The sequence below is a fragment of the Polaromonas sp. genome (assembly GCF_029945895.1).
Classification (GTDB): Bacteria; Pseudomonadota; Gammaproteobacteria; order Burkholderiales; family Burkholderiaceae_C; genus Polaromonas.
Genome location: NZ_JAQSDL010000060.1, coordinates 1 through 25,744, shown reverse-complemented (window position 1 = coordinate 25,744; position 25,744 = coordinate 1). Strand labels below are relative to the sequence as shown.

Genomic DNA, 25,744 nt, shown 5'->3' with positions numbered 1-25,744 from the left:
TCAGCTCTTCCATCGACGCTGCGGTCTCTTCCAGGGAGCTGGCCTGCTCTTCGGTGCGGGACGAGAGGTCGTGGTTGCCGGCGGCGATCTGGCTGCTTGCCGTGGCGATGGTGTCGGTGCCGCTGCGGACGTTGCCGACGACCTTGGCCAGGCTGTCGTTCATGTCTTTCAGGGCCTGCATGAGATCGCTGACCTCATCCTTGCCTGTCACCTTGACCCGCGATGTCAGGTCGCCGCCAGCCACGGCTTGCGCCAGCAACAGGGCTTGGCGCAGCGGATGCGTGATGCTTCGGGTAAAGACCCAGGCCAACGCAGCGCCGATGGTCAGTGCGGCCAGGCCCAGACCAAACAGCAGAACCGTCAACTGCTTTCCGGCGGCCACGGCTTCATCCAGTGTTGCGCTGACGTTGGCTTGCTCCAGTTCCACCAGCTTGTTGATCTCGGTCATCGCTTTCTGGTGCGCCGGTTCAATGCGGCCGGCAATGATTTTTGCCGCGCCTTCGGGATCGAACGCCAGGGCCTGTGCGACCGCCTCGGCGAAGGGCGCTTCGATTTCCTTGTCGAGTCGCGCAATCTCGGCCACGACTTTCTTTTCGGCTTCAGAAAGGTCGGTGGCCAGCAGCTTGTCACGTGCCTGCGCGGAACGCTTGCGCTCGGCCTTGCCCCGCGCCTCCTGCGTCTGCATGGCGCCGACATCTGACTGGAGGGCGATGTTGCGTATGGCGATCCCGCCTTCGAGCAGGGCGCTGCGCATGGTGACGGCCAATGCGCTTCTCGCGTTGGCTTTCTCCAGCCCCTCGATCAATGCAGTCCTGTTTTTCAGGCCAACCCAGGTGTTGATGACGAGCACCAGGACGAGAATCATCAGAATGATGCCGAACCCGATTCCAAGACGCGCGCCGATACGCAAACTACGTAAATTCATGATCACTCCAAAACTAACGCACTGTTGATTCCTGGGAAAGCAGGCATGCAACGCCAAAGGAGCGGTTGGGACCAACCCCTCCTCTCCATGTCAATTCACTAAAAAGCCGGTGCCGCCGCATGCCGGACGCCGCCATCCGGTGGCATGGCGCCGGTCATGCGAGCCGGTGGGTTCTTACTTGTAGATGCCGCCCATGAAGATCATGTCGTCGACCTTTTCGACGTAGGACGACTTTGGTTCGACGGCCTTCGTGATGGGATTGGGCCATTTGTAATCGACCCAGCCCTTGCCCTTGCCGCCGGCAACTTCGACAAAACCCTTGACGAAATACTTGCCATCGACATCCTTGAGTTCGATGAGGTTCTTGTCGATGAGCTTGGCATTCGCGCCATGAGCCAGCACCTTGCCGTTCATGTCAAGAACGGTGATGTACAGATCGCGGTCCTTGAACTGGCCGCTGGGGTTGTTGATTTCGGCGAAGGCTTTTTCCTTGCCGTTGGTTTTCATGTACGCGGCTGCTTTCTTGACGAGCGCGGTGGCCTCTTCGGCCGACCCCTTGTCGGCGGTGGCCAGGGCACCCATGTTGAACGACAGCGCCAACAGGGCGACCACGATTCCTTGAAACAATTTTTTCATGATGAAATTTCCTTGATCTCTTAAAAATCCGGGTAGCCGGACGACTTGTAAAACCCATTTCCCCCGTGCGCTGCGAGCAATCACCAGGAGATCCACCTCGCCTGCCTTCTCCCGACAAGAGGCCTGCTCCTGACTGGTTCTGTACGCAGCCACCCCACCTGACAGCTTGTTCTCTGCTGACTCCATGCATTACGGCAATCCTTTGGGAATATGTAGGCACCCAAGGGTTTTCACTTAGGTCGCCACCGCCCTGCCGGCCGGCCCGGCCAGATGGACGCTGTGAAGCCAGCCTCACCCAGGCACGCCATACACTGCAGGTCATGAAAACCGCCGACATTGCCCCGTTTTTTGCCACGCTCAAAGCCGCCAACCCCCTGCCGGTGACCGAACTGGAATACAGCAGCGTGTTTGAACTGCTGGCGGCCGTGCTGCTGAGCGCCCAGGCCACCGACGTGAGCGTGAACAAGGCGACACGCAAACTTTTCCCGGTGGCCAACACACCGCAGAAAATCCTGGATCTGGGCCAGGAGGGGCTGGAGGGCTACATCAAGACCATCGGGCTGTACCGCAGCAAGGCCAGACACCTGATGCAAGCCTGCCGCTTGCTGGTGGACCAACACGGCGGCCAGGTGCCACGTAGCCGCGAGGCACTGCAGGCCCTGCCCGGCGTGGGCCGCAAGACCGCCAACGTGGTGCTCAACTCGGCGTTCGGCGAGGCGACCATGGCGGTAGACACGCATATCTTCCGCATGGGCAACCGCACCGGGCTGGCGCCGGGCAGGACGCCGCTGGAAGTCGAGCTGAAACTGCTCAAGCGCATTCCCCCGGAGTATCTGGTGGACGCGCACCACTGGCTGATCCTGCACGGGCGTTATGTGTGCCTGGCGCGCAAACCGCTGTGCTGGCAGTGCGCAGTGGCGCCGTATTGCGACTACACGCCGAAGACGCCGCAGCCGGGCTGAGGCCGGGGGGCCATGGCGGGCGCCTTGGCTCCGCGATGACCGGCCCGGAACGAGACACTCCTGTTTTTATAGCTGCTCGCGCTTATCCCGCCTGGGCTGGAGGCCGATTTGACATCAAACTTCCATGAAAAACGCCGCCCGGAGGGGGCGGCGTTGGTCGGTTGGCCGGCGGGTCCGGCGGGGCTCAGAACAGCATGTTGGGCAGGAACATGGTGACGGCCGGCACGTAGGTGATGATCATCAGGAACAGCAACAGCACCAGCGTCCACGGCAGGGCCGCGCGCGCCACACCGAGAATGGACATTTTGGTGATGCCCGCGGTGACAAACAGGTTCAGCCCTACCGGCGGCGTCACCATGCCTATCTCCAGGTTCACCACCATGATGATGCCCAGGTGAACGGGGTCAATGCCCAGCTGTGTGGCAATGGGAAACAGGATGGGCGCCATGATCAGGATAATGCCGGTCGGCTCCATGAACATGCCGGCAATCAGCAGCAGGATGTTGACCACCACGAGGAACTGCCAGGCCGGCATGCCCCAGCCGATGATGGTTTCGGCAATGGTCTGCGGAATGCGTTCAGTCGTCAGCACATGCGCAAACAGCAGCGCATTGGCCACGATGAACATGAGCATGATGGTGACCTTGCCGGAATCCAGCAGCACCCTGGGCACCTCTTTCATGCCGATGTCGCGGTAAACGAACACGGCAATGAAAAAGGCGTAGATCGCGGCCACAGCCGCCGCTTCGGTCGGCGTGAAGATGCCGCCGTAGATGCCGCCCAGAATGATGACGATCAGCAACAGGCCCCAGAGCGAGTCACGGCCGGCCTTCAGGATCTCGCCCAGAGGGGCGCGCGGCTGGCGCGGCAGGTTCAGCATGCGGGCACGCACATAGATGGCCACCATGAGCATCAACCCGAGCAGCAGGCCCGGAATGACGCCGGCCATGAAGAGCTTGCCGACCGACGTTTCGGTGGCGGCGCCGTACACCACCATCACGATGGATGGCGGGATCAGGATGCCGAGCGTACCTGCGTTGCAGATGACCCCCGCCGCAAAATTCTGCGGATAGCCGGCCTTGACCATGCCGGCAATCACGATGGCGCCAACTGCGACGACCGTGGCTGGCGAGGAGCCCGACACTGCGGCGAACAACATGCAGGCCAGCACCGACGCCATGGCCAGGCCACCCCGAAAGTGCCCGATGCAGGCATTGGCGAAACGAATCATGCGCCGCGCCACGCCGCCGGTCGTCATGAAGTTGCCGCCAAGAATGAAAAACGGAATGGCCAGCAGGGTGTAGAGCTCGGAGGTTTCGAACAGCTTGAGCGTCAGCGAGGCCAGCGAGTCCTGGGCAAACACCAGAATGGTCAGGATGGACGACAGGCCCAGCGCGACCGCGATCGGCATGCCCAGCGTCATGAAGACCAGCAGCAGGATGAACAGTGTGGCAATGGTCATGAACGCACCTCGCCGACGGCTGGATCTTCCTGGAGTTTGAGCGCATCCTTGGCTTCGTCACCGAGCAGGTGGACCTCCTGGCCGCTGGCCAGCCGCCACAGGACCTGCGCAAAGCGGAACGCCAGCAGCAGGAAACCCAGGGGCAGGATGATGCGGGGTATCCAGGTCTGGATGGGAATGTCCTGCATCAGGATGCCGACACTGTAAATTTTGTAGACATACTGGTAGCTTCCGAAAGCCACAATCAGTGCATATGCAATGCAAAGCGAGGCGGCGATCGACTCGATCACGCGGGCCGGGCGTTTGCCCAGCAGCTTGACCGCCGCATCGACGCCGATGTGGGCACCGACGCGCACGCCGTAAGACATGCCCACAAAAATCAGCCACGCAAACATGACGCCGGTGAGTTCCAGCGCCCAGACAAAGCTGTAGTTGAAAACGTAACGTGCAATCACCTGCATGAAGGTGACCAGGGTCATTGCCGCCATCAGGAAGGTGATCAGACCCTCCTCCAAATGTTCCAGCCAGCGCATAGATGTACAAAGGGCCCGCCAGGCGGGCCCTTTCCTTGTGGTTACTTGTTGGACTTCAGGGCGCCGTCGATCAGGTCACGCCCGATGTCGCCTTCGAACTTCTTCCACACCGGCTCCATGGACTTGCGCCAGGCCGCCACGTCGTCCTTGGACAGCTTCTGGATCTTGGCCTTGCCCGCGTCTGCAATTTTCTTGCGGTCGGCTTCATTGATGTCCAGCGCCAGCTTGTTGGCGTACGCGGTGGCTTCGGTCATGGCTTCGGTCAGACCCTTGCGCACGTCAGCCGGCAGGCCGTCCCACCATTTGACATTGGTCACAACCATGTAGTCGATCACGCCGTGGTTGGTCTCGGCAATGGTCTTCTGCACTTCATGGAACTTCTGCGAGTAGATGTTCGACCAGGTGTTTTCCTGGCCATCAACCACGCCGGTCTGCAGGGCCTGGTAGACCTCGGCGAAAGCCATCTTCTGCGGATTGGATTCCAGCGCGCGGAACTGCGCTTCCAGCACATCGGAAGCCTGGATGCGGAACTTCAGGCCCTTGACGTCACCGGGCCGGACCAGCTTGTCCTTGTTGGTGGACAGCTGCTTCATGCCGTTGTGCCAGTAGCCCAGGCCGAGCAGGCCACGGCCTCTCATGGACTCCAGCAGCGCCTTGCCCTGCGGGCCGGACTGGAAGCGGTCCACCGCCTCGATGTCGTCAAACAGGAAAGGCAGGTCGAAGACCTGGATCTTCTTGGTGTAGCGGTCAAACTTGGACAGCGAAGGCGCAATGAACTGCACGTCACCGAGCAGCAGCGCCTCGAGTTCCTTGGCATCACCGAACAGCTGCGAGCTGGGGAACACCTGCACCTGCACCTTGCCAGGGAGTTTTTTCTCGGCGAGTTCCTTGAACTTCAGTGCGCCCTGCCCTTTGGGCGTCTGCTCGGCCACCACGTGGCTGAACTTGATGACGATGGGTGCCTGGGCCGAAGCGGCGAACGGCAGTGCCAGCGCACCCGCAGCAAGGGCCGTGGCAAGAAGGGTGCGACGCAAACGGTGGATGGTTTTCATGATGTCTCCTGGTTAAAAAAAAGAGTGCGAATTGAGCATCCGTCTGTGTGGGAATATAGACTTGTCAGCGCTCAATCGCCATACGTACAAACCGATGCCCGGGCATGGTTTTGCAGCAGGGTCGGGCCGGATCTCCCCTCTGGGGAAATGTCTCTTGTCGCAGATTGGGGGTACAGGCTCCATCTTGCGGCGAATGGCTCCAGAAAACATTCGGACAAACCCTTCTCAGGCATGTTCCGCACTTCAGTGCCCCTGGCCTGCGCGGGCCAATGTGCGTTGCGCCAGCAGCAGCACTGGCATGTCCACCATGCGGCCCTCCAGGCTGACCACACCACCGCCTGCGGCCTCGCTGGCAGCCAGCACGCGCCGCGCCCAGTCGATGTCGGAGGCGCTGGGCGTGAAGGCCGCATTGACTGCCGCCACCTGCGAGGGATGAATACACAGCTTGGCCCCGAAGCCACCGCGGCGGCTGCGCAGCAGATCGTGCGCAAGCTGAGCCGCGTCCTGCGTGTCGGCTGTCACCCCGTCGATCGGCGAAGGGAGCTGCGCGCGGCGCGTGGCCAGCAGCAAGGCCAGTCGCACCGCCGTCAGTTCAGCCTCGTCCGGACCGCAGGCCAGGCCGGCGTCGGCCTGGAAGTCGATGTTGCCAAAGGCCAGCCGCAGCACCTGGGGGCTGCGCGCAAGTGCGTCGGCGGCATCGAGACCGGCGACTGATTCGATCAACGGGACCAGCGCACACGCGGGGCCGAGTACTGCCGCGACGTGCGAGAGCTGGGCCGCATGTTCCGCCTTGGGCAGCACCACACCGGCCACCCCCAGCACGCCCAGCAGGTTCAGGTCATCGCCATGCCAGGGGGTGTTTCCCGCATTCACACGCACCAGCATGCGCGCGCGCCCTTGCGGTGCAAGGCCCGGCCAGGCCTGCGCCAGCAGTTGCCGCGCCTGCGCCTTTTCGCCGGGGGCGACCGCGTCTTCGAGGTCAATGATGACGGCGTCCGAACCCGAGGCCAGCGCCTTGGCAAAACGATCGGGCCGGGTGGCAGGCACGAACAGAAAGGAGCGGGCCAGCGCCAATGGCTGGCTGGCAGACCCGGTCATGCCTTGCCTTCCAGCAGCGGGCCCACACGCGGCCACGACGCGACCTGCCACAGGGAATCGACCGCTGACTGCATATCGCCCGGCGTTGCGCCGCCGCTGAAGGCGGCCAGCCGCAAGGCTTTGGCGGTGATCTCTTCACGGCTCAGGGTGTTGCCGGGGTCGCCCTTGGGTTCGTCCACCCTGCCCTGCAGCACGCGGCCGTCCGTGGTGGTGACGGTGACCTTGCCAATCCAGCGCTGCGGATAGGCGGCGTCCACTTCGGCGTCCAGCAACATCGTGACCCGGTCACGCAGGACCGTGGTGGCATCTTCGCGAAAATGTTTGTCGAACTCGACCAGGCCGGCGTGGCCGAAACGTGCAACCAGCGCCAGCACCGTGCCCATGGAGAACTTGCTCTGGTGCACCGTGGCCGGGTCCAGCACCGGGCCCAGCACGTCGATGGCGCCCTGGTGCACATGGGTGACCACACTGGCGATGTCGGCGGGCGCCAGCTGGTGCGCCTGCATGACCTGCAGCAATGCATCGGCCGCCGGGTGGGTGTGGCGGCAGGACGCGTGGTACTTGAACGAGGTCTCTGCGGTGGCCCAGCGAGCGCCAAGGCCGGCGGTCAGCCTGGCGGGATCGGCATCGCTGGACATGCCGGCGGCCATGCCTTGGGGTCCTTCGAGAATCTGCGCCGCACCAGTGAAACCGTCCAGCGCGAGGCAGGCCGACATCAGGCCGGCGGCTGCAGCGTGCGCGGTGTGCAGCTGTTTGGAATCGGCGGCCGTGCGCAAAAACTCCCAGAGCCCGGCCGACTGCGTGCCGGCCGAACCGAAGGCGTGCTGCATCTGCGCCGGGCTCAGGCCCAGCAGGCTGCCCGCCGTGGCGGCCGCGGCCAAGGTGCCTGCAGTGCCGGTGGTGTGAAACACCTTGTAGTGCGAGCGACCCAGAAATTCCCCGACACGGATGCCTACCTCATAACCGGCGACGGCGGCGGTGAGCAGCTGCCGGCCGCTGCTGCCGAACGTCTGCGCCATCGCCAGCGCCACCGGAAACACCACCGTGGCGGGGTGAAACACCGAACCGTTGTGCACGTCGTCCTGTTCGGCGACATGCGAGGCGGCCGCGTTGGCCATGGCGGCAAAGTAGGCGCTGGTCCGGCCGCGGTTGATCAGCACTTCGGCCGCACCGCCGGTGGGCCCCATGCTGGCGGCAAAACGGGTGATGGTTTCCACCGGGCGCGAGCCCTTGCCTGCAATCGCCGAGCCGAACCAGTCGACCAGCAGGTCTTCAGCCTTGCGCACGACGGGCGCAGGAATGGCGTCGAATGTCAGGCCAGCGGCGAAGGCGGCGAGTTGGGCGGTGGGTGTGTTGCTCATGGTGAGTTCGTATATTTAAGGAAGATCAGGCGCCAGCCCTTATGGATAAAGCGCAAACAGCTATGAATTAGATAGCGTCCGTCTGCTGCAGCGCGGCAATCGCGTCATCGCCCTGCCCCAGTTCCTGCAGGATGGCGCGGGTGTGCTGGCCAACGGCGGGGATGGGGTCCATGCGGTAGTCAAAGCTGTTGATGCGGCCTGGCGGCAGCAGCGCGGGAATATCACCGACCGGCGAAGCCACCTGGCGCCAGCGCTCACGCGCCTTGAGCTGCGGATGCGCCCAGAGTTCGGCCATGCTGTTCATGCGGGCGTTGGCAATCTGCGCCTCGTCGAGCCGGGCGGTCACCTCGGCGGTGCTCATGCCTGCAAACGCCGTGAGAATGATCGCCTTGAGTGCATCACGGTGTTCGTTGCGCCGTGCATTGCTGTCAAAACGCGCGTCGGTCGCCAGACCGGGCTGCTGCAGCACGAGCTTGCAGAAAACCACCCATTCACGTTCGTTCTGCAGCCCGAGCATCACGGTGCCGCCGTCACCGGCCGCAAACGGGCCGTAGGGATAAATCGTCGCGTGGGAGGCAGCGCTGCGCGGCGGCGGTGTGGCACCGCCGTAGGCGTAATACATGGGGTAACCCATCCACTCCGCCAGCGACTCGAGCATGGAGACGTCAATGTGCGAGCCCCGGCCGGTCTTGCCGCGTTGCAGCAGCGCGGCCAGGATGCTGCTGTAGGCATACATGCCGGCGGCAATGTCGGCGACCGAGTTGCCGGCCTTGCTGGGCTCGTCGGGTGTGCCGGTCACTGACAGGAAGCCGGCTTCGCTCTGGATCAGCAAGTCGTAGGCCTTTTTGTCGCGGTAGGGGCCGTTGTCACCGTAGCCAGAAATGTCGCAGACGATCAGCTTCGGCAATGTCTTGCTCAACTCGTCAAAGCCCAGGCCCATGCGCGCGGCCGCACCCGGCGCGAGGTTTTGCACCAGCACGTCGGCAGTTTCCAGCAGCTGTTTGAGTACGGCCAGTGCGGCGGGTTGCTTCAAGTCCAGTGTCAGGCTTTCCTTGGAGCGGTTCACCCAGACAAAGTGCGAGGCCATGCCATCCACACGCTGGTCATACGCCCGCGCAAAGTCACCGACACCGGGACGCTCGACCTTGATCACGCGAGCGCCCAGGTCGGCGAGCTGTCTGGTGCAGAACGGCGCGGCGATGGCGTGTTCGAGGGAGATGACGGTGATGCCGTCGAGGGGTCTTGTTTGTGGAGTCATTGCGTATCCGTCGGGTAGCTTGTGCTTCGGGCACGTGTCTGATCGAGCGCTTGTTGTCTGCACGCGTCTGTTGGCCGGCAAACCACGACAACGGGGATCGGAGAAGGGTTCATCTCTTCAGCCAACGCAGTTCAGAACGACCTCGGTAACCCGAGCAGATGCTCCGCCACATACGAATAAATCAGATTCGTGGAAATCGGTGCCACCTGGTACAGCCGGGTCTCGCGGAACTTGCGTTCCACGTCGTATTCATTGGCAAAACCAAAGCCGCCGTGGGTTTGCAGGCACACGTTGGCCGCTTCCCACGACGCCTTCGCGGCCAGGTACTTGGCCATGTTGGCTTCGGCGCCGCAGGGCTTGCCGGCGTCGAACAGCTCGCAGGCCCGAAAGCGCATCAGGTTGGCGGCTTCGGTTTCGATATAGCTGTCGGCAATCGGGAACTGCACGCCCTGGTTCTGCCCGATGGGTCGGTTGAAGACCACGCGTTCGCTCGCGTACTTGCGCGCCTTGTCGACAAACCAGTAGGCGTCGCCAATACATTCGGCGGCAATCAGCGTGCGCTCTGCGTTGAGACCATCAAGAATGTATTTGAACCCCTTGCCCTCTTCGCCGATCAGGTTCTCCGCGGGAATTTCCAGATTGTCGAAAAAGACTTCATTCGTCTCGTGGTTGACCATGTTGGCGATCGGCTGCACCGCCATGCCGTGGCCGATCGCGTCCTTGAGGTTGACGATGAAGATCGACATGCCCTCGGATTTTTTCTTCACCTCGGCCAGCGGCGTGGTGCGGGCCAGCAGAATCATCAGGTCAGAGTGCTGAATGCGCGAGATCCAGACCTTCTGGCCGTTGACCACGTACTTGTCCCCCTTCTTCACCGCGGTCGTCTTGAGTTGTGTGGTGTCGGTGCCGGTGGTCGGCTCGGTCACGGCCATCGATTGCAGGCGCAACTCGCCGCTGGCGATTCGGGGCAGGTAAAGTTTTTTCTGCGCGTCCGAGCCGTGGCGCAGCAAAGTGCCCATGTTGTACATCTGACCGTGGCAGGCGCCGGCATTGCCGCCGGCGAAATTGATCTCTTCCATGATCACCGAGGCTTCCGCCAGGCCCAGGCCGGAGCCGCCGTATTCAGCGGGAATCAGTGCGGCCAGCCAGCCGGCTTCGGTCAGGGCGTTGACAAAGGTTTCGGGGTAGCCGCGCTCGTGGTCGACTTTCTGCCAGTAAGCGGAGTCAAACGATGCAAGCATGCCGCGCAGGGCCTCGCGCATGTCCTGGTAGGCGTCGGGGGTGGGGATTTGTGTTTTCATGAAAGGTTTCTACGGTTGAAATCTGGTGTCATCCCGGACCTGATCCGGGATCCATGCTTTGCTGACCATCCACGCAGGTGTGCCGGCATGGATTGCGGATCAAGTCCGCAATGACAAAAAGGGGGTCGATGTTTCTCCAGCCTCAGACCAGGGTGGCTGTGGCCTGCATGGTGAGCCAGCCCTCATGGTCTTCGGTCCAGAGGCTGACGCTCTTGCCGTCGGCCGACGGCAGTCCGTGCAGTTTGAAGGGCCACAGGTCGAACACGGGGCGCACGGCCCGGAATTCAAACTTGAGCAGGCGGGTGCCGGGCATGTTCTTGCGCACCAGTTCCGCCAGCAAGGTGGCGATCAGCGGGCCATGGACAATGAGGCCGGGGTAGCCCTCGACCTCCGTGACGTAACGCCGGTCGTAATGAATGCGGTGGCCGTTGAAGGTCAGCGCCGAATAACGGAACAGCATCACGTCGTCGGGCGTGACGGTTTCAGTCCAGGTCGCCTCTTTGACGGCCGGCTGGGGCGACGGCACCGGATCACCGGCTTGGGGGTTGGCCCGGTAGACGATGTCGTGTTCTTCGCTGAGGCTCAGGCCCTGCGCATTGTGAATCTCGTGGCGAACCAGCACAAACACCAGGTCACCCGTGCGCCCGGCCTTGTGGGTGACCGACTCGATGCGCGAGACACGCTTGACCGCATCGCCGACCCACAGCGTCTGCTGGTGCCACTGCAGCCGCCCCCCCGCCCACATGCGGCGCGGCAGCGGCACGGGCGGCAGAAAGCCGCCGCGTCGGGCGTGGCCGTCCGGCCCGATCTCCGAACGACGCGGCTGCGGCAAAAAGTACAGCCAATGCCACAGCGGCGGCACGGCAGTGCCGGCCACAGGCGGCGGGTCCTCCCGGTCCAGCGTGGCCGACAGCCCGCGCAGCGGCGCGGCCGTGATGTCGTCTACCAGGGTTTCAGTGCGGCCCACCCAGCTTTGCAGATGGGCCAGCGTGGCGGCGTCTATCGTCCGGATGTCTGCAGTCATGGTGTGGGATGGTGGCGCAGTGCCGCGCATAAAGCAATCAGCCATTTCAACAGCCAGCCTTCGTTGATTCCGAAGCCTTAAATCCCTCCGTGACACTCGGATTTACCAATTTCCACCGGAGACCGCAGGTCGCAAGGCTTCGTCTGCACAGAAGGCTCGACTGACTTGCGGTAGCATGCTGCCATGCAATTCGACCTGACGGACCTGCGGCTTTTTGTGGCCACCGCCGAGGAAGGCAACATGACCCGTGCCGCCGGGCGCCAGCACCTCTCGCTGGCTGCAGCCAGCGCGCGCATCAAATCGCTTGAGGCGCAGTCGGGCCTGAGCCTGCTTTACCGCGAGGCACGGGGCGTGCGCCTGACGCCGCCCGGGGAGGCCTTTCTGTTCCACGCGCGCGGGGTGCTGCGGCAGGCCGAGCAATTGCGCACCGACCTGCAGGAATATGGCGGCGGCCTGCGCGGGCATTTGCGGGTGTTTGCCAACACCACCGCGGTCACGGACTTCCTGCCGGAAATCCTGCCCGGCTTTCTGGCGGACAACCCGAAAATCAACATTGACCTGCAGGAAAAACCCAATCCCGAGATCGCACGCGGTGTGCTCGACGGCCGCGCCGACATCGGCATCGTGGCCGGCCAGGTGGACACGCTGGGCCTGCAGGCCATCCATTTCAGCACCGACCGCCTGGTGCTGGCGACCGCCAGAAGCCACCGTTTTGCGCGCCGCAAGAAAATTGCCTTCGCCGAAACCCTGGACGATGACCAGGTCGGCATGCAATCAGGCAGCACGCTGCAGACTTTCCTGGCGCAGGTGGTGGAGGCCCTGGGCAAGCCGCTCAAACTGCGCATCCAGCTTTCGAGCTTTGACGCGATGTGCCGCATGATTGGCGCGGGGGTGGGCGTCGGCATCGTTCCGGAATCGGCTGCACGGCGCAACCAGGCCGCCATGGGCATCGCCCTGATCGAGCTGACGGATACCTGGAGTGTGCGGGAGCGTTACATCCTGGTGCGCAACCGCGAGTCGCTGCCCCGCTACGCCGAGTCGCTGATCGAAACCCTGTGTGCGCACTACCGCGACGGTGCCTGAGTGGTCATTGCGGGCCGGACCCGCCACCCATGCCTCGCGGGCCAGGGCAGTGAAGCATGCGGCATGGCTCCCCCGGACCGGCGTCCGGGGCAGGCTCCTCAAGGCCGGAATAACAGCCTTTCTGGCTTTGAAGTGCGTGTCTCCCCCTACGACCCTTTCCAGACCGGGCTTCTTTTCGCCACAAACGCCTGCACACCCTCACGAAAATCGTCGCTGCCGTAACAGCGCCGGATCAGGTCCTCGTCAGGTGGCAGGCCGGTATTGACCAGACGGCGCAGGCCTTCCTTGCTGACGCTCTGGGTCACGGGCGCCAGCGCTGCCAGGCGTTGGCACAGGCTGGCCAGCGCCGCGTCGATCTCGCCAGCCGCGCTGACCTGCGTGAGAAACCCGCAGGCCAGTGCCTCGTCGGCAGTCAACACCTCGGCCAGCATCAGCATGCGTTTGACGCGTGGGATGCCGAACACCGCACAAAGCCGCGCCAGGTTGGCCACTGACAGGCAGTTACCCAGGGTTCTGGCAATTGGCACGCCAAAACGCGAGCCAGGTGTGGCGATGCGGAAGTCGCAGGCCGTGGCGATCGCCAGCCCGCCGCCTATGGTCCAGCCGTCAATAGCAGCGACCGTGGGCATGGGCAACGACTCCAGTCGGGCGATGCACTCGTCAATCTGCTTTTCGTAGGCGACCCCGTCTTCGCCGCTACCGAAGGTGGTGAACTGCTCGATGTCGGTGCCGGCGACAAAGGCCTGGCCACCGGCCCCGCGAAAGGTCACGACCCTCACCGCGGGGTCGCCTTTGAGCTGTTCGCAGATCTCATTGAGCCGTTCGTACATGGCCCATGTCATGGCATTGCGCGCGGCGGGGCGATCGAATACCACCGAGGCCACGCCGGCGCTGATGGCCAGATGGACGCTGCCTTTGTCATTCAGCTCGCTCATGCTGCAAAAGCCCCCTGTTCGCCAAGCCGGACCTGCGCCTCGGCGTCGATGCCCATCTCGGTCAACACCTCGGCCGTATGTTCGCCCAGGCGCGGCGGATGGCGGCGCACCTGCTGCGGCGTGCCGGACATCTTCACCGCGAAACCAATGTTGGGCACCTTGCCTTCCACCGGATGGTCGATCTCCATGCGCATCTCACGGGCCTTGGCATGGTCGCTGCCGAAGGCTTCGGGATAGGTCAGGATGGGACCGGCGGGAATGCCGGCTTCCAGGAAGGTGGACACCCAGTAGTCCTTGGGCTGGAGACGAAAGGATTTTTCCAGCTCCACCTCCAGCGCATGCCGGTTCGCCAGGCGCAGCGAGATGGTGGAAAAGCGCTCGTCAGCCAGAAGCTCCTCGCGGCCCATCAGCTTGCACAGCTGCAGCCAGAGCTTCTGGTTGTTCGCACCCATCACGAAGTAGCCATCCGAGCAGGCCATCGCCTGGTAGGGCGCGGTCATCTTGTTCGAGGTACCCAAGGGCTCGGGCTCCTTGCCCGTGCCCCAGTAGTCGCAGATGTCCCAGACCGAAAAGGCCAGTGCCGAGTCGAACAGCGAGGCATCCACATGCTGGCCCTGGCCGCTGGCCTTGGCGCCGATGTAGGCCGACAGGGTGGCATACACGGCGAACAGCGCGCAGCCGATGTCGGCCACCGGCACGCCGGCTTTCACCGGCGGACCGCCGGGATAACCGGTGACACTCATCACGCCGGACATGGCCTGCGCCATCAGGTCAAAGCCAGGGCGGTCGGCCCAGGGCCCGGTCTGGCCAAAACCCGAGATGCTGGTGTAGACCAGCCGCGGATTCACCTCTTTGAGGACCTCGTAACCCAGACCCAGCTTCTTCATCGCGCCGGGGCGGTAGTTCTCCAGCAGGATGTCAGCCTCTTTCACCAACTGCAGCAGCACCGCCCTGCCCGCCTCCGACTTGAGGTTGAGCGCAACGCTGCGCTTGTTGCGGTTCATGTTCAGGAAACCGAGTGAATCCGGCCCCTTCATCTTGAAACCCATGGCGCCGCGCGTCTGGTCGCCGCTGCCCGGCGGCTCGATCTTGATCACGTCGGCCCCCATGTCCGCCAGCAGCATGCAGGCGTAGGGGCCGGCCATCACCTGGCTGATGTCCAGGACTTTCACGCCCTCAAGGGGAAGTTTTCTCATCTGGGATGTTCCGTTCGCTTTTCCGTTTCAGTGCCAGCGCGGAACCGGCTTAGCCGGGCCGCAGATGGCGCCCCCTGAGGGGCTGAGAAGCCGCGGCTCCAGGCCTGCCTGCGCAGGACTGGACAGCTGCGAAGGGCCGCCGCCTCTGGCGGGGGTGCCGGGCGCCGAAGGCCCTATCGGGGGGGAGTCAACTCTCTGCCTTGACCCCGCCGTCCTTGATGATCTTGGCCCACTTGATCTGCTCGGCGTGCATGAAGTCGCCGAACTTTTCGGTCGAACCGCCGCCATCCTGGGCGCCGGAAGCAGCCAGCTTTTCCATCACGTCGGGCATCAGCATGACCTTGTTGATGTCTTCGTTCATGCGTTTGGCCATGGCCACAGGCATCTTCGCGGGGCCGGCCAACCCGTACCAGGTCGTCGCCTCGAAGCCGGGGAAGCCGGACTCGGCCATGGTCGGCACGTTGGCGTAGGCCGGCACACGCTGCTGGCGCGTCTGCGCAATCGCAATCGCCTTGCCGCTTTTGACGTGCGGTGTGGCCGCGGTCATGGTGTCGAAGCTGTACTGGATGGTGCCGCCAATCAGGTCGGTGAGCATGGGGCCCGAGCCCTTGTACGGCACGTGGATGGCCTTGACCCTGGCGGCCAGCATGAACATTTCCAGCGCCAGGTGCTGCGCGCTGCCGGTGCCGGCCGAGCCGAAGCTGATCTTGCCCGGATTGGCGCGGCACAGCTCGACCAGGTCCTTGACGGTCTTGGCGGGCTGATTCTCGTTGCAGATCAGCAGATTGGGCGTGACGCCAACCAGCACCACCGGCTGAAAGTCTTTCGCTGCATCGTAGTTGACCTTCTGAAGCGCAGGCGTGATGGCCTGGCTGTTGATGTGCGCCATCAACAGCGTGGCGCCGTCGCCGGGCTGCTTGGCCACATAGTCGGCGGCGATGGTGCCGGAAGCGCCGGCCTTGTTCTCGACGATGACCTGCGTCTTCCACATCTCTCCGAGCTTCTGGCCAATCACGCGCGCCAGGATGTCGGTGCCGCCGCCGGGCGCGAAGCCGACGATGATGCGCACCGGTCCGGTGGGCAGGTTCTGCGCGAGGATCAATGAGGGGAAGGCCAGCGCCGCGGCGCCGGCGGTCACAAGTGTTCTGCGTTGCATGGTTTGTCTCCAGTGGGTTGTTTTTGAAATCGTCAGGGGGAAGCGGATGCGCGGAAAAGCAGAAAAGCAGAAAAGAGAAAGGTATGAAAACCGGGAAAAGCGGAAAAAACGGAAGAAGCGAAAAAAACGGCTGTCAGGCTGCCTTTCGCAGGGGCACGACGGCAGCGTGGCTGGAAAAATGATCCATCGCGGCCTGGAGCCCCGAGCCGGCCAGCTTGACGCCGGCGATCTTGAGGCCCATCTCGCAGCCCGAGAGCGCGGCCATCAAGGTCAGGTCGTTGCAGTCGCCGAGGTGCCCGATGCGGAACATCTTGCCCTTGACCTTGCCCAAACCCGTGCCCAGCGAGCAGTCGAAACGCTCGTAAATGATCTTGCGTACCGCGTCGGCGTCCACACCTTCGGGCGTCATCACGCCGGTCAGGATGGGCGAATACACCGATGCATCGGCACACTGGATTTGCAGGCCCCAGGCGCGCACCGCGGCGCGCACGCCTTCGGCCCAGCGCTGGTGGCGCGCAAACACCACGTCCAGCCCATGCTCAAGCAACATGTCGCAGGCTTCATTCAGGCCGTAAAGCAGGTTGGTGTTGGGTGTGGACGGCCAGTAGCCGGTCTTGTTCATCTCGATGATCTCGTCCCAGGCCCAGAAGGCCTTGGGCAGTGTGGCGGTCTTGCTGGCTTCCAGCGCCTTGAGGGACACCGCATTGAAGCTGATACCGGGCGGCAGCATCAAGCCCTTTTGCGAACCACTGATGCTGACGTCCACGCCCCACTCGTCGTGCTTGTACTCGGCCGAGGCCAGGCCGGAGATGGTGTCCACCAGCAGCAGCGCCGGGTGTCTGGCGGCATCGATGGCCTTGCGCACGGCGGCAATGTTGCTGGTCACGCCGGTGGAGGTTTCGTTGTGCACCACACAAACGGCCTTGATGCCATGCTGGGTGTCGGCCTTGAGCCTCTCCTCGATCAGGTCGGCGCGCACGCCGTGGCGCCAGACTTCAGCGCCCGGATCAGTCATCACCTCGGTCTTCAGGCCGAGGCGCACGGCGAGCTTTTGCCACAGCGCGGCAAAGTGGCCGGTTTCGTACATCAACACCTGGTCGCCGGCGCTCAGGGTGTTGACCAGGGCCGCTTCCCAGGCACCGGTGCCGGAGGCCGGGTAAATCATCACCGGCTGTCTGGTCTGGAAGATTTTCTTGATGTCGGCGAGCACCTTCAGGCCCAGCGCGCCGAACTCGGGGCCGCGGTGGTCAATGGTGGGCAGGCTCATCGCGCGCAGGATGCGGTCCGGCACCGGCGACGGCCCGGGGATTTGCAGGAAGTGGCGGCCAGTGGGGTGGAAGTCAAGCGTCAGCATATTTCAGGTGCTCCATGGATTGCCCTCATTTTTTGCATACAAAATTCATTTGTCAACCACTTTATCCCTATATTTGAATTTGACATACCTTGTTTTTGCATACAAAATTTGTTCATGACTGCCGAAATCATTGCCATCCCACGCGCGGCCCTGCATGAGCAGGTGGCGCACCGCCTGCGCCAGATGCTGGTGGAAAACCGCATCGCACCGGGCGCCAAACTCAACGAACGCGAGCTCGCCGAAGTGCTCAAGGTGTCACGCACGCCGCTGCGCGAAGCCATCAAGATGCTGGCAGCCGAGGGCCTGGTGGAGCTGTTGCCCAATCGCGGCGCCATTGCCGTGGAACTGACCGAAGACGACGTGCGCCACACCTTTGAAGTCATGGCGGGCCTGGAAGCGCAGTCGGGGGAGTTGGCGGCGCAGCGCATTACCGATGCCGAACTGGCCGAGATCAAGGCCATGCACTACGAGATGATGGCCGCGTACACCCGCCGCGACCTGCCCGCCTATTACCGGCTCAATGCCGCCATCCACGCGGCCATCAATGCCGCAGCAAAAAATCCGGTGCTTTCGGCCACCTACCAGCAGGTCAATGCGCGCCTGCAGGCCCTGCGCTTTCGCTCCAACCAGGACGGCGACAAATGGCGCGCCGCCGTGAAAGAACATGAAATGATGATTGATGCGCTCACAGCGCGCGACCCGGTCGCCATGCGCGCCGTATTGGCCAGCCATCTGGGCAACAAGCTCAGCGTGGTCATCGAACAACTGCGCGCGGCCCAATCGGAGCGCCAGACACCGGCCAAGGCATGAACACGCGATGAACGCCCCCCTGCCCCTGAAAGTCACGCAGGAAACTGCGGCACGCGCTTACGACAAGGTCGCCCGCATCAGCAACGAAGTGGCCGGCCTGCTGGCCGCCCGGCTTGCCAGCGAAACCCGTGGCGAGGTTCTTTTTTCCACTGCCGATCGCGGCCGCTACGCCACCGACGCCTCGATTTACCAGGTGATGCCGGTCGGCGTTTTTGTGCCGCGCAGCGCGCCTGACATCAAGACTGCACTCGACATCTGCCGCGACATGGGCGTGCCGATTGTTCCGCGCGGTGGGGGTACCAGCCAGTGCGGCCAGACCGTGGGCGCCGGCCTGGTCATCGACCATGCCAAACACATACGCAACATCATCGATGTGGATATGGACAAGCGGACGGCCGAGGTCGAACCCGGCATCGTGCTGGACCACCTGAACGCCGCGCTCAAGAAGCATGGCCTCTGGTACCCGGTGGACGTCTCCACCAGCGCGCAGGCGACGCTGGGCGGCATGGCCGGCAACAACTCCTGCGGCAGCCGAAGCATCGCCTACGGCAACATGGTGCACAACGTGCTGGGTGTGCAGGCCTGGACATCGAACAGCGAGCTGCTGCAGCTGGGCCCCTACGCGGCCAGCAGCGGCAAGGCGCGGGAACTGGGCAACCATGTGCGCTCGCTGGCCGAGGAGCTGCACCCGGCCATCCACCGGATGTGGCCCAAGGTCATGCGCCGCGTCGGCGGCTACAACCTGGACATCTTCGACCCGCAGAGCGAACGGCCCTACACCGCCGACGGCTCGGTCAACCTGGCGCACCTGCTGATAGGCAGTGAGGGCACGCTGGCGCTCACAAAATCGCTGACGCTGCAACTGGCTGAACTGCCCAGGGCCAAGGTGCTGGGTGTGGTGAATTTTCCGACCTTTTACCGCGCCATGGACGCCGCGCAGCACATCGTCAAAATCGGTGGTGGCAGCCTGACGGCGGTCGAGCTGGTGGATCGCACCATGATCGACCTGTCACTGCAGAACCCGGCCTTTGCGCCGACCATACGCAGCGCGCTGATCGGCCGGCCAGCGGCCATCTTGCTGGTCGAGTTTTCCGGAGCTAGCAAGACGGACCTGCTGCCCCACCTGAAGCGCCTGGGCGAACTGATGGGCGATCTGCTGTTGCCCGACTCGGTGGTCGAGATGACTGACGACGCACCTCAGAAAAACCTCTGGGAAGTGCGCAAGGCCGGCCTGAACATCATGATGAGCCTCAAGGGTGACGGCAAGCCGGTCAGCTTCATCGAGGATTGCGCCGTGCCCCTGGAGCACCTGGCCGAATACACCGACGCGCTCACCGAGGTCTTCCGCAAATACGGCAGCAAGGGCACTTGGTACGCCCACGCCTCGGTCGGCACGCTGCATGTGCGCCCCATCCTGGACATGCGGCGCGAGGGCGCACCCAAGATGCGCGCGATTGCCGAGGAAGCGTCCGAGCTGGTGCGCAAGTTCAAGGGCGCCTACAGCGGTGAACACGGCGACGGCCTGTGCCGTGGCGAGTGGATCCAGTGGCAGTTCGGCCCGCAGATCAACGCGGCGTTCGCGGCCATCAAACAGGCCATGGACCCGATCAACCTGTTGAGCCCGGGCCGCATGATCAACCCGCCGAAGATGGACGACACGCGGCTGATGCGTTTTGCCCCCGGCTACAAGGTCATCCCCATCCAGACCGCGCTCGACTGGCGCGCCTGGGACGTGCAGAACGACCCGGTCACCGAGCTGACCAGCGCACCGGGAAGCGGCGGCGACCCGGCCCAGGGCCTGTCCAAGGCCGTCGAGATGTGCAACAACAACGGCCACTGCCGCAAGTTTGACGCTGGCACCATGTGCCCCAGCTACCGCGTGACGCGCGACGAGCAACACCTGACACGCGGCCGCGCCAACACCTTGCGCCTGGCGCTTTCAGGGCAGCTCGAAGGCATGAATGCCGCCGCCGCCTTCACCAGCGAAACGGTCAAGGACGCGCTGGATCTGTGTGTGGGCTGCAAGGGCTGCAAGCGCGACTGCCCGACCGGCGTGGACATGGCAAAAATGAAGGTCGAGTTTCTGCACCACTACAAGGCGAAACATGGCTACACGCTGAAGGACAAGCTGGTCGCGTACCTGCCGGACTACGCGCACTGGGCCAGTCGCCTTGCACCCTTGCTGAATCTACGCGACAGGGTTCCCGGTCTGGCCGCACTCAGCGAGCGGTTCACCGGCTTGTCGGCCAGGCGCACCTTGCCGCAGTGGAAACGGCACACGTTTTTCAACCGTCCCCCGGTGAGCGCGACGCGCGAAGAGGTGCTGGCCGCCAGCAAGCCGGTGGTGCTGTTTGTCGACACCTTCAATGGTCACTTCGAGTCGGACAATGCAACTTCAGCATTAAAAGTGCTGCAAGCCGCCGGCTACACTACGCACGTAGCTATCAAAACAGTAGCAGATGGGAAGCACCTGTGTTGCGGCCGGACCTACCTGGCCAGCGGCATGGTCGATGAAGCCAAGGCCAAGGCCAGGGAACTGGTCGCCACCCTGCTGCCCTTTGCCGAGCGCGGCATCGCCATCGTCGGACTGGAGCCGTCCTGCCTGCTGACCATGCGCGACGAGATGCTGGTGATGGGCCTGGGTGACGCGGCCCAGACCATCAGCGACCAGGCCTTGCTGTTCGAGGAATTTCTGGCCCGCGAGGCCGCAGCCGGCAAGCTCGACCAGCTCAAGGCCAGGCTGCAGCCGGTGGGACGCGCCATCCTGCTGCATGGCCACTGCCACCAGAAGGCCTTCGGTGCGGTCAATCCCATCATCGACGTCCTCAAGCTGATCCCCGGTGCAAAGCCCGAGCTGATCGAGTCCAGTTGCTGCGGCATGGCCGGCAGCTTCGGCTACGAGGCGGACCATTACGAGGTCTCCATGCAGATGGCCGAACTGAGCCTGCTGCCCGCCGTGCGCCAGCAGCCCGATGCCATCGTGGTGGCCGACGGTACCAGTTGCCGCCACCAGATCCGCGACGGCGCGCAGCGCGAAGCGATTCACGTGGCGGTGCTGATGGCCCAGCAGCTGCGGGCCTGACGCCGGCTCCGATTGGCATGCAGTCCGGAGTACAGTGGCGGCGATGCGCAGCCCTGACATCCTGACCCTCACCATGAACCCCGCCCTGGACGTGTCAACGTCCACGGAGAAGGTCACGGACACGCACAAGCTGCGCTGCGCCGCCGCGCAATACCATCCCGGTGGCGGCGGCATCAACGTGGCCCGCGTGTTGCAGCGGCTCGGCAGCAACTGCCTGGCGCTGTACCCGGCCGGCGGCATGAATGGGCAAAGGCTGAGCCAGCTGCTGGACCAGGAGCAGGTGCGCAGCCAGTGCCTGGCCATCGCCGGTGAAACCCGCGAGAGTTTTCATGTCCACGAAACGGCCAGCGGGCGGGACTTCCGTTTTGTGCTGCCCGGCCCGACCCTGAACCCGACCGAGTGGCAAGCCTGCCTGGATTTTGTCAGCGCCCTGACAGAGCCGCTGCCCTGGCTGGTGGCCAGCGGCAGCCTGCCGCCCGGCGTGCCGGTTGACTTCTATGCGCAGCTCACGCAGCTGGCGCGCAAGCGGGGCAGCCGCGTGGTGCTGGACAGCTCGGGCGCCGCACTCGCAGCCGCGCTGGCCGAAGGTGTGTACCTGATCAAGCCCAGCCTGCGCGAGCTGCGCGAGCTCACCGGCCTGCCGCTGGAGACCGACACGCAGCGGCTGGCTGCGGCCCGCACCATCATCAGCGCCGGGCAGGCGCAGATTGTGGCGCTGTCGCTCGGGGAGGAAGGCGCCCTGCTGGTCACCGCCGATCAGGCGCTGCGGGCCAGCGCCGTACCGGTCAGCGTAGCCAGCACCATAGGCGCGGGCGACAGTTTTGTCGGCGGTCTGGTCTGGGCACTGAGCCGGCAGACCGATCTGGCGCAGGCTTTTCGATACGCCATGGGGTCCGCTACAGCCGCGCTGCTGTCGGCCGGCACCGCGCTGTGCCAGCCGGCCGATGTGGAACGCCTTGCCAGGGAAGTGATCGTCACACCGGCCGGCGCTTGATCTGGCGCAAGGCGGTCGCGGCGGCCGGCGTCTACCGTAGGGAAGCGCTGAACAAGTCCCCTGCGGCGCGCGATCAGCCGGGCTCGGGCGGCCTGCTGCGTTGAATTTCTTGCCAATAGCCAGCTATTGGCTGCGAAATCCGCCTTGCATCCCATCCCGATCCGGCTGCCGCGCCTCCGCAAGGACTTATTCAGCGCTTCCGTAGGCGAAAAACAGGCACAGGAGATGGCGCGCGCGTCCGCACTCATGACAACACCTTATATACGCTGGTTTTCGGAGCTGGGCATCGCCGATGTCCCTTTGGTGGGCGGCAAAAATGCCTCGCTGGGCGAAATGGTGCGCGAGCTCGGCGCGCAGGGCGTGCGGGTGCCCAATGGTTTTGCCGTCACGGCGCAGGCCTACCGTCATGTGCTGGCGCAGTCCGGCGCCCTGCCGCGCCTGCATGAGGCACTCGACGGCCTGGACGTGCAGGATGTCGATGACCTCGCGCGACGCGCGCTGCGGGCGCGTGAGATCGTCCAAGGTGCCGTGCTGCCAGACGATCTTGTGGCAGAAATCGCCGCCGCGCATGAGCGCCTGCGGGCCGAATATGGCGAGCAGCTGACATTGGCCGTGCGCAGCTCGGCCACCGCCGAAGACCTGCCCACCGCCAGCTTTGCCGGGCAGCACGACACTTTTCTGAACGTGGCCGGCCTGGACAGCCTGCTCGAAGCGGTCCGTCGGTGTTTTGCCAGTCTGTTCAATGACCGCGCCATCGCTTACCGCGTTGAAAACGGCATCGATCATTTCAGTGTCCTGCAATCGGTCGGCGTGATGAAGATGGTGCGCTCGGATCGCGCCTCCAGTGGGGTCATCTTTTCGATCGACACCGAAACCGGGTTTCGCGACGTCGTGTTCATCACCGGCGCCTGGGGCCTGGGCGAAAACGTGGTGCAGGGCACGGTCGACCCGGACGAGTTCTACGTGTTCAAGCCCACGCTGAAGCAGGGGCACCGCGCGGTGCTCAGGCGCAAGCTGGGGGGCAAGGAAATCCGCATGGTCTACACGCAGGCCGGAGGCAGCGGGACCACGCACAACCTGCCGACGCCGCCGGAGGACCAGGCGCGATATTGCATCAGCGACGAGGAGGTGCTGGAACTGGCCGACACCACCGTCCGCATCGAGGACCACTACAGCCGCAAGGCCGGGCATGCCACGCCGATGGACATCGAATGGGCCAGGGACGGCATCGACGGCAAGCTCTACATCGTCCAGGCCCGCCCCGAAACCGTGGCCTCACGCAAGACGCCCGGCACGGTGGACACCTGGCGGCTGGACGGCAAGGGCAAACTCTGCATCAGCGGCCGTGCCGTGGGCGGTGCCATCACCACGGGACGGGCGCGCGTGATCAGCAGCATCAGCGAGCTCAATCAGTTCCAGCCCGGCGAGGTGCTGGTAGCGGACACCACCATGCCGGACTGGGGCACGGTACTGAAGATCGCTTCTGCCGTCGTGACCAACCGCGGCGGGCGCACCTGCCATGCGGCCATCGTGGCGCGGGAAATGGGCATTCCGGCCGTGGTCGGCTGCGGCCATGCCACCACCGCCATCCGCACCGGCGACGAGATCACGGTGTCCTGCGCCGAAGGCAGCGAGGGACGGGTCTACGCCGGCCTGCTGCCGTTCACCAAACGCAGCATTGATGTGGCGGGCCTGGCACGGCCGCAGACACACCTGATGGTCAACATCGCCAACCCGGACACCGCCTTCCAGACCGCGCTGCTGCCCAATGACGGTGTGGGCCTGGCGCGCATGGAGTTCATCGTTGCCGAACACATACGCGCGCACCCGATGGCGCTGGTGCACCCTGAGAAAGTCGACGACGCAGCGGTGCGCGAGCAGATCGCCCACCTCACGCGTTCGTATGCCAGGCCGGCCGACTATTTCGTGCGCCAGCTGTCTGAAGGCGTGGCGATGATTGCCGCCGCCTTTTATCCCAAGCCGGTCATCGTGCGTTTGTCCGACTTCAAGACCAACGAGTACGCCAGCCTGCTCGGCGGGCGCTGGTTCGAGCCGGCCGAGGCCAACCCCATGATCGGCTTTCGCGGCGCCTCGCGCTACGCACATCCGGCCTACGCCGAGGGTTTCGCCCTCGAATGCGCGGCAATGAAACGCGTGCGCGATGAGATGGGCCTGGTCAACGTCAAGCTGATGATCCCGTTTTGTCGCCGTGTCGAGGAAGGCGAACGCGTGTTGCAGGCCATGGCCGGCCACGGCCTGGTCCGCGGCGTGGATGGGCTGGAGATCTACGTGATGTGCGAGATCCCCAACAACGTGATCCAGATCGACGCCTTTGCCCGGTTGTTCGATGGTTTTTCCATTGGCTCCAACGACCTGACGCAGCTGGTGCTGGGCGTGGACCGCGACTCGGACATCGTGGCCTTCGACTTCGACGAGCGCGACCCGGGCGTCAAGGAGATGATCCGCCAGACCATTGAAGGCGCGCACCGCAACCAGCGCCACGTCGGCATCTGTGGTCAGGCGCCCTCGGACTATCCCGAGATCGCGCAATACCTGGTGGAACTCGGTATCGACGCCATCAGCGTCACGCCCGATACACTGATCAAGGTCACGGTCGACGTGCTGGCCGTGGAAGCCCGGCTGGGACGTGCACCGCGCAGCTCAGCGCGGCCCTCTTCCACTTCTTCCACTTCTTCCACCCCAGCCACACCATCGACCTCCGCCAGGAGCCCGTCATGAGCCAGACCATTTCATCGTTGATGCGCCACGAGCTGACCCAGGTCGGTCCGGACGACACGCTGCAGGCCGTGGAAGCGACGCTGGTGGCCAAGGGCCTGTCGTGGGTGCCGGTGGTTGACGCCAGCGGCGTGGTCTTGGGGGTGATCAGCAGTGCCGACCTGCTGCGTGCGCATGCCGAGGGCAAAACCGCCCCCAAGGTCAGCGCATGGCAGCTGTGCACCTACAAGCCGGTCACCGTGCGTCCGGACGCGACGGTTGCAGAAGTGGCCAGGCTGATGACAGAGGGCCACATCCACCACGTGGTGGTGGCCGAGGGCAATGAGATCCGGGGCGTCGTGTCATCGCTCGACTTCGTGCGCACCTTCGTCACCTGACCGCCACACCGCAGCTGGCCGTCGACCCGCAAGCGCGCCGGGTTGCGGCCTGCAGCTATCTCAAGGATAACGCTTTGGGCACCATGCTTCGGCTGTATTCCGGCTGATGCACGCTATACATTTCATAGCTGGTTGCGACCGCCCCCTCTGGGCTGGTGCCATTTTTTACTGTTTCTTTTCGAGCAACCGGCTCACGCAGCGCGCTGCGGCGGCAAACGCGCCTGCTGGTAGCCAACCTTCCACCAGCCCGGAAACAGTTCACGCACCTGCGCCTGCGCATAACGGTCGTCAATCAGGTAGACCACGCCCTGGTCGGATTCGGTACGGATCACCCGGCCTGCGGCCTGCACCACTTTTTGCAGCCCCGGGTACAGGTAGGTGTAGTCGTACCCCTTGCCGAAACTGGTCT

22 protein-coding genes are annotated in these 25,744 nt (G+C 64.0%); 7 read left to right on the top strand and 15 right to left on the bottom strand.

Features of this window, described 5'->3' with window-relative positions; genetic code table 11:
• Both PSV33_RS07870 and PSV33_RS07865 read right to left on the bottom strand, forming a co-directional pair.
• Positions 1-925: HAMP domain-containing protein (locus PSV33_RS07870; RefSeq protein ID WP_300560404.1), on the bottom strand; the 925-nt coding region annotated here is incomplete at its 3' end.
• 174 nt (positions 926-1,099) lie between these two features.
• Complete coding sequence (locus tag PSV33_RS07865) at positions 1,100-1,561, bottom strand: cache domain-containing protein (RefSeq protein ID WP_300560402.1); 462 nt, start codon at positions 1,559-1,561, stop codon at positions 1,100-1,102.
• A gap of 320 nt (positions 1,562-1,881) precedes the next feature.
• Between PSV33_RS07865 and nth the strand changes: the two genes are divergently transcribed.
• On the top strand, positions 1,882-2,523 hold the full coding sequence (gene nth / locus PSV33_RS07860; protein ID WP_300560400.1) for an endonuclease III: 642 nt from the start codon (positions 1,882-1,884) through the stop codon (positions 2,521-2,523).
• Between the two features lie 184 nt (positions 2,524-2,707).
• On the opposite strand, the gene PSV33_RS07855 is transcribed toward nth, so the two are convergent.
• The 8 genes from PSV33_RS07855 to PSV33_RS07820 all read right to left on the bottom strand — a co-directional run bounded on the left by PSV33_RS07855 (position 2,708) and on the right by PSV33_RS07820 (position 11,612).
• The gene (locus PSV33_RS07855) at positions 2,708-3,985 is read right to left on the bottom strand and encodes a TRAP transporter large permease (protein ID WP_300560398.1); all 1,278 of its coding nucleotides are present in this window, start codon (positions 3,983-3,985) and stop codon (positions 2,708-2,710) included.
• Positions 3,982-4,518 carry a TRAP transporter small permease gene (locus tag PSV33_RS07850; protein WP_300560396.1) on the bottom strand — a complete coding sequence of 179 codons (537 nt, stop codon included), beginning with the start codon at positions 4,516-4,518 and terminating at the stop codon, positions 3,982-3,984. The genes PSV33_RS07855 and PSV33_RS07850 overlap by 4 nt, the downstream gene beginning before the upstream one ends.
• Positions 4,519-4,559: 41 nt before the next feature.
• Positions 4,560-5,570, bottom strand: a complete 1,011-nt coding sequence (locus PSV33_RS07845) for a TRAP transporter substrate-binding protein (protein ID WP_300560394.1) — start codon at positions 5,568-5,570, stop codon at positions 4,560-4,562.
• 243 nt (positions 5,571-5,813) lie between these two features.
• On the bottom strand, positions 5,814-6,668 hold the full coding sequence (locus PSV33_RS07840) for a CoA ester lyase (RefSeq protein ID WP_300560392.1): 855 nt from the start codon (positions 6,666-6,668) through the stop codon (positions 5,814-5,816).
• Positions 6,665-8,029, bottom strand: a complete 1,365-nt coding sequence (locus PSV33_RS07835) for an MmgE/PrpD family protein (protein WP_300560390.1) — start codon at positions 8,027-8,029, stop codon at positions 6,665-6,667. Before PSV33_RS07835 ends, PSV33_RS07840 begins: the two co-directional genes overlap by 4 nt.
• A 67-nt stretch (positions 8,030-8,096) precedes the next feature.
• Positions 8,097-9,287 (bottom strand): CaiB/BaiF CoA-transferase family protein, encoded by a 1,191-nt coding sequence (locus tag PSV33_RS07830; protein WP_300560388.1) that lies wholly within the window; start codon positions 9,285-9,287, stop codon positions 8,097-8,099.
• A 131-nt stretch (positions 9,288-9,418) separates the two neighbouring features.
• Positions 9,419-10,588, bottom strand: coding sequence for an acyl-CoA dehydrogenase family protein (locus PSV33_RS07825; RefSeq protein WP_300560386.1), 1,170 nt, complete (start codon positions 10,586-10,588; stop codon positions 9,419-9,421).
• 142 nt (positions 10,589-10,730) lie between these two features.
• Entirely contained in the window at positions 10,731-11,612 is an 882-nt protein-coding gene (locus PSV33_RS07820; protein WP_300560385.1) for a MaoC family dehydratase N-terminal domain-containing protein, read from the bottom strand.
• Positions 11,613-11,795: 183 nt separating this feature from the next.
• On the opposite strand from PSV33_RS07820, the gene PSV33_RS07815 reads away from it, so the two are divergent.
• Entirely contained in the window at positions 11,796-12,695 is a 900-nt protein-coding gene (locus PSV33_RS07815; RefSeq protein ID WP_300560383.1) for a LysR substrate-binding domain-containing protein, read from the top strand.
• Between the two features lie 146 nt (positions 12,696-12,841).
• On the opposite strand, the gene PSV33_RS07810 is transcribed toward PSV33_RS07815, so the two are convergent.
• The 4 genes from PSV33_RS07810 to PSV33_RS07795 all read right to left on the bottom strand — a co-directional run bounded on the left by PSV33_RS07810 (position 12,842) and on the right by PSV33_RS07795 (position 17,336).
• Complete coding sequence (locus PSV33_RS07810) at positions 12,842-13,630, bottom strand: enoyl-CoA hydratase/isomerase family protein (protein ID WP_300560382.1); 789 nt, start codon at positions 13,628-13,630, stop codon at positions 12,842-12,844.
• Complete coding sequence (locus PSV33_RS07805; protein WP_300560381.1) at positions 13,627-14,826, bottom strand: CoA transferase; 1,200 nt, start codon at positions 14,824-14,826, stop codon at positions 13,627-13,629. Before PSV33_RS07805 ends, PSV33_RS07810 begins: the two co-directional genes overlap by 4 nt.
• A gap of 187 nt (positions 14,827-15,013) precedes the next feature.
• Positions 15,014-15,982: a tripartite tricarboxylate transporter substrate binding protein gene (locus PSV33_RS07800; RefSeq protein ID WP_300560379.1), complete on the bottom strand. Its 969-nt coding sequence runs from the start codon at positions 15,980-15,982 to the stop codon at positions 15,014-15,016.
• 133 nt (positions 15,983-16,115) lie between these two features.
• Positions 16,116-17,336 carry an aminotransferase class V-fold PLP-dependent enzyme gene (locus PSV33_RS07795; protein WP_300560377.1) on the bottom strand — a complete coding sequence of 407 codons (1,221 nt, stop codon included), beginning with the start codon at positions 17,334-17,336 and terminating at the stop codon, positions 16,116-16,118.
• Between the two features lie 114 nt (positions 17,337-17,450).
• Here PSV33_RS07795 and PSV33_RS07790 point away from each other — a divergent pair, with 114 nt between their 5' ends.
• The 5 genes from PSV33_RS07790 (at position 17,451) to PSV33_RS07770 (ending at position 25,335) form a co-directional block, all read left to right on the top strand.
• The gene (locus PSV33_RS07790; RefSeq protein WP_300560374.1) at positions 17,451-18,146 is read left to right on the top strand and encodes a GntR family transcriptional regulator; all 696 of its coding nucleotides are present in this window, start codon (positions 17,451-17,453) and stop codon (positions 18,144-18,146) included.
• Positions 18,147-18,153: 7 nt separating this feature from the next.
• Complete coding sequence (locus PSV33_RS07785; RefSeq protein ID WP_300560372.1) at positions 18,154-21,228, top strand: FAD-binding and (Fe-S)-binding domain-containing protein; 3,075 nt, start codon at positions 18,154-18,156, stop codon at positions 21,226-21,228.
• Between the two features lie 43 nt (positions 21,229-21,271).
• Positions 21,272-22,222, top strand: coding sequence for a 1-phosphofructokinase family hexose kinase (locus tag PSV33_RS07780; protein WP_300560370.1), 951 nt, complete (start codon positions 21,272-21,274; stop codon positions 22,220-22,222).
• Between the two features lie 246 nt (positions 22,223-22,468).
• Positions 22,469-24,961 (top strand): phosphoenolpyruvate synthase, encoded by a 2,493-nt coding sequence (gene ppsA, locus PSV33_RS07775; protein ID WP_300560368.1) that lies wholly within the window; start codon positions 22,469-22,471, stop codon positions 24,959-24,961.
• The gene (locus PSV33_RS07770; RefSeq protein ID WP_300560366.1) at positions 24,958-25,335 is read left to right on the top strand and encodes a CBS domain-containing protein; all 378 of its coding nucleotides are present in this window, start codon (positions 24,958-24,960) and stop codon (positions 25,333-25,335) included. Before ppsA ends, PSV33_RS07770 begins: the two co-directional genes overlap by 4 nt.
• Before the next feature lie 191 nt (positions 25,336-25,526).
• Here the strand turns inward: PSV33_RS07770 and PSV33_RS07765 are convergent.
• Positions 25,527-25,744 (bottom strand): helicase C-terminal domain-containing protein (locus PSV33_RS07765; protein ID WP_300560364.1); only part of this gene is annotated, 218 nt, incomplete at its 5' end.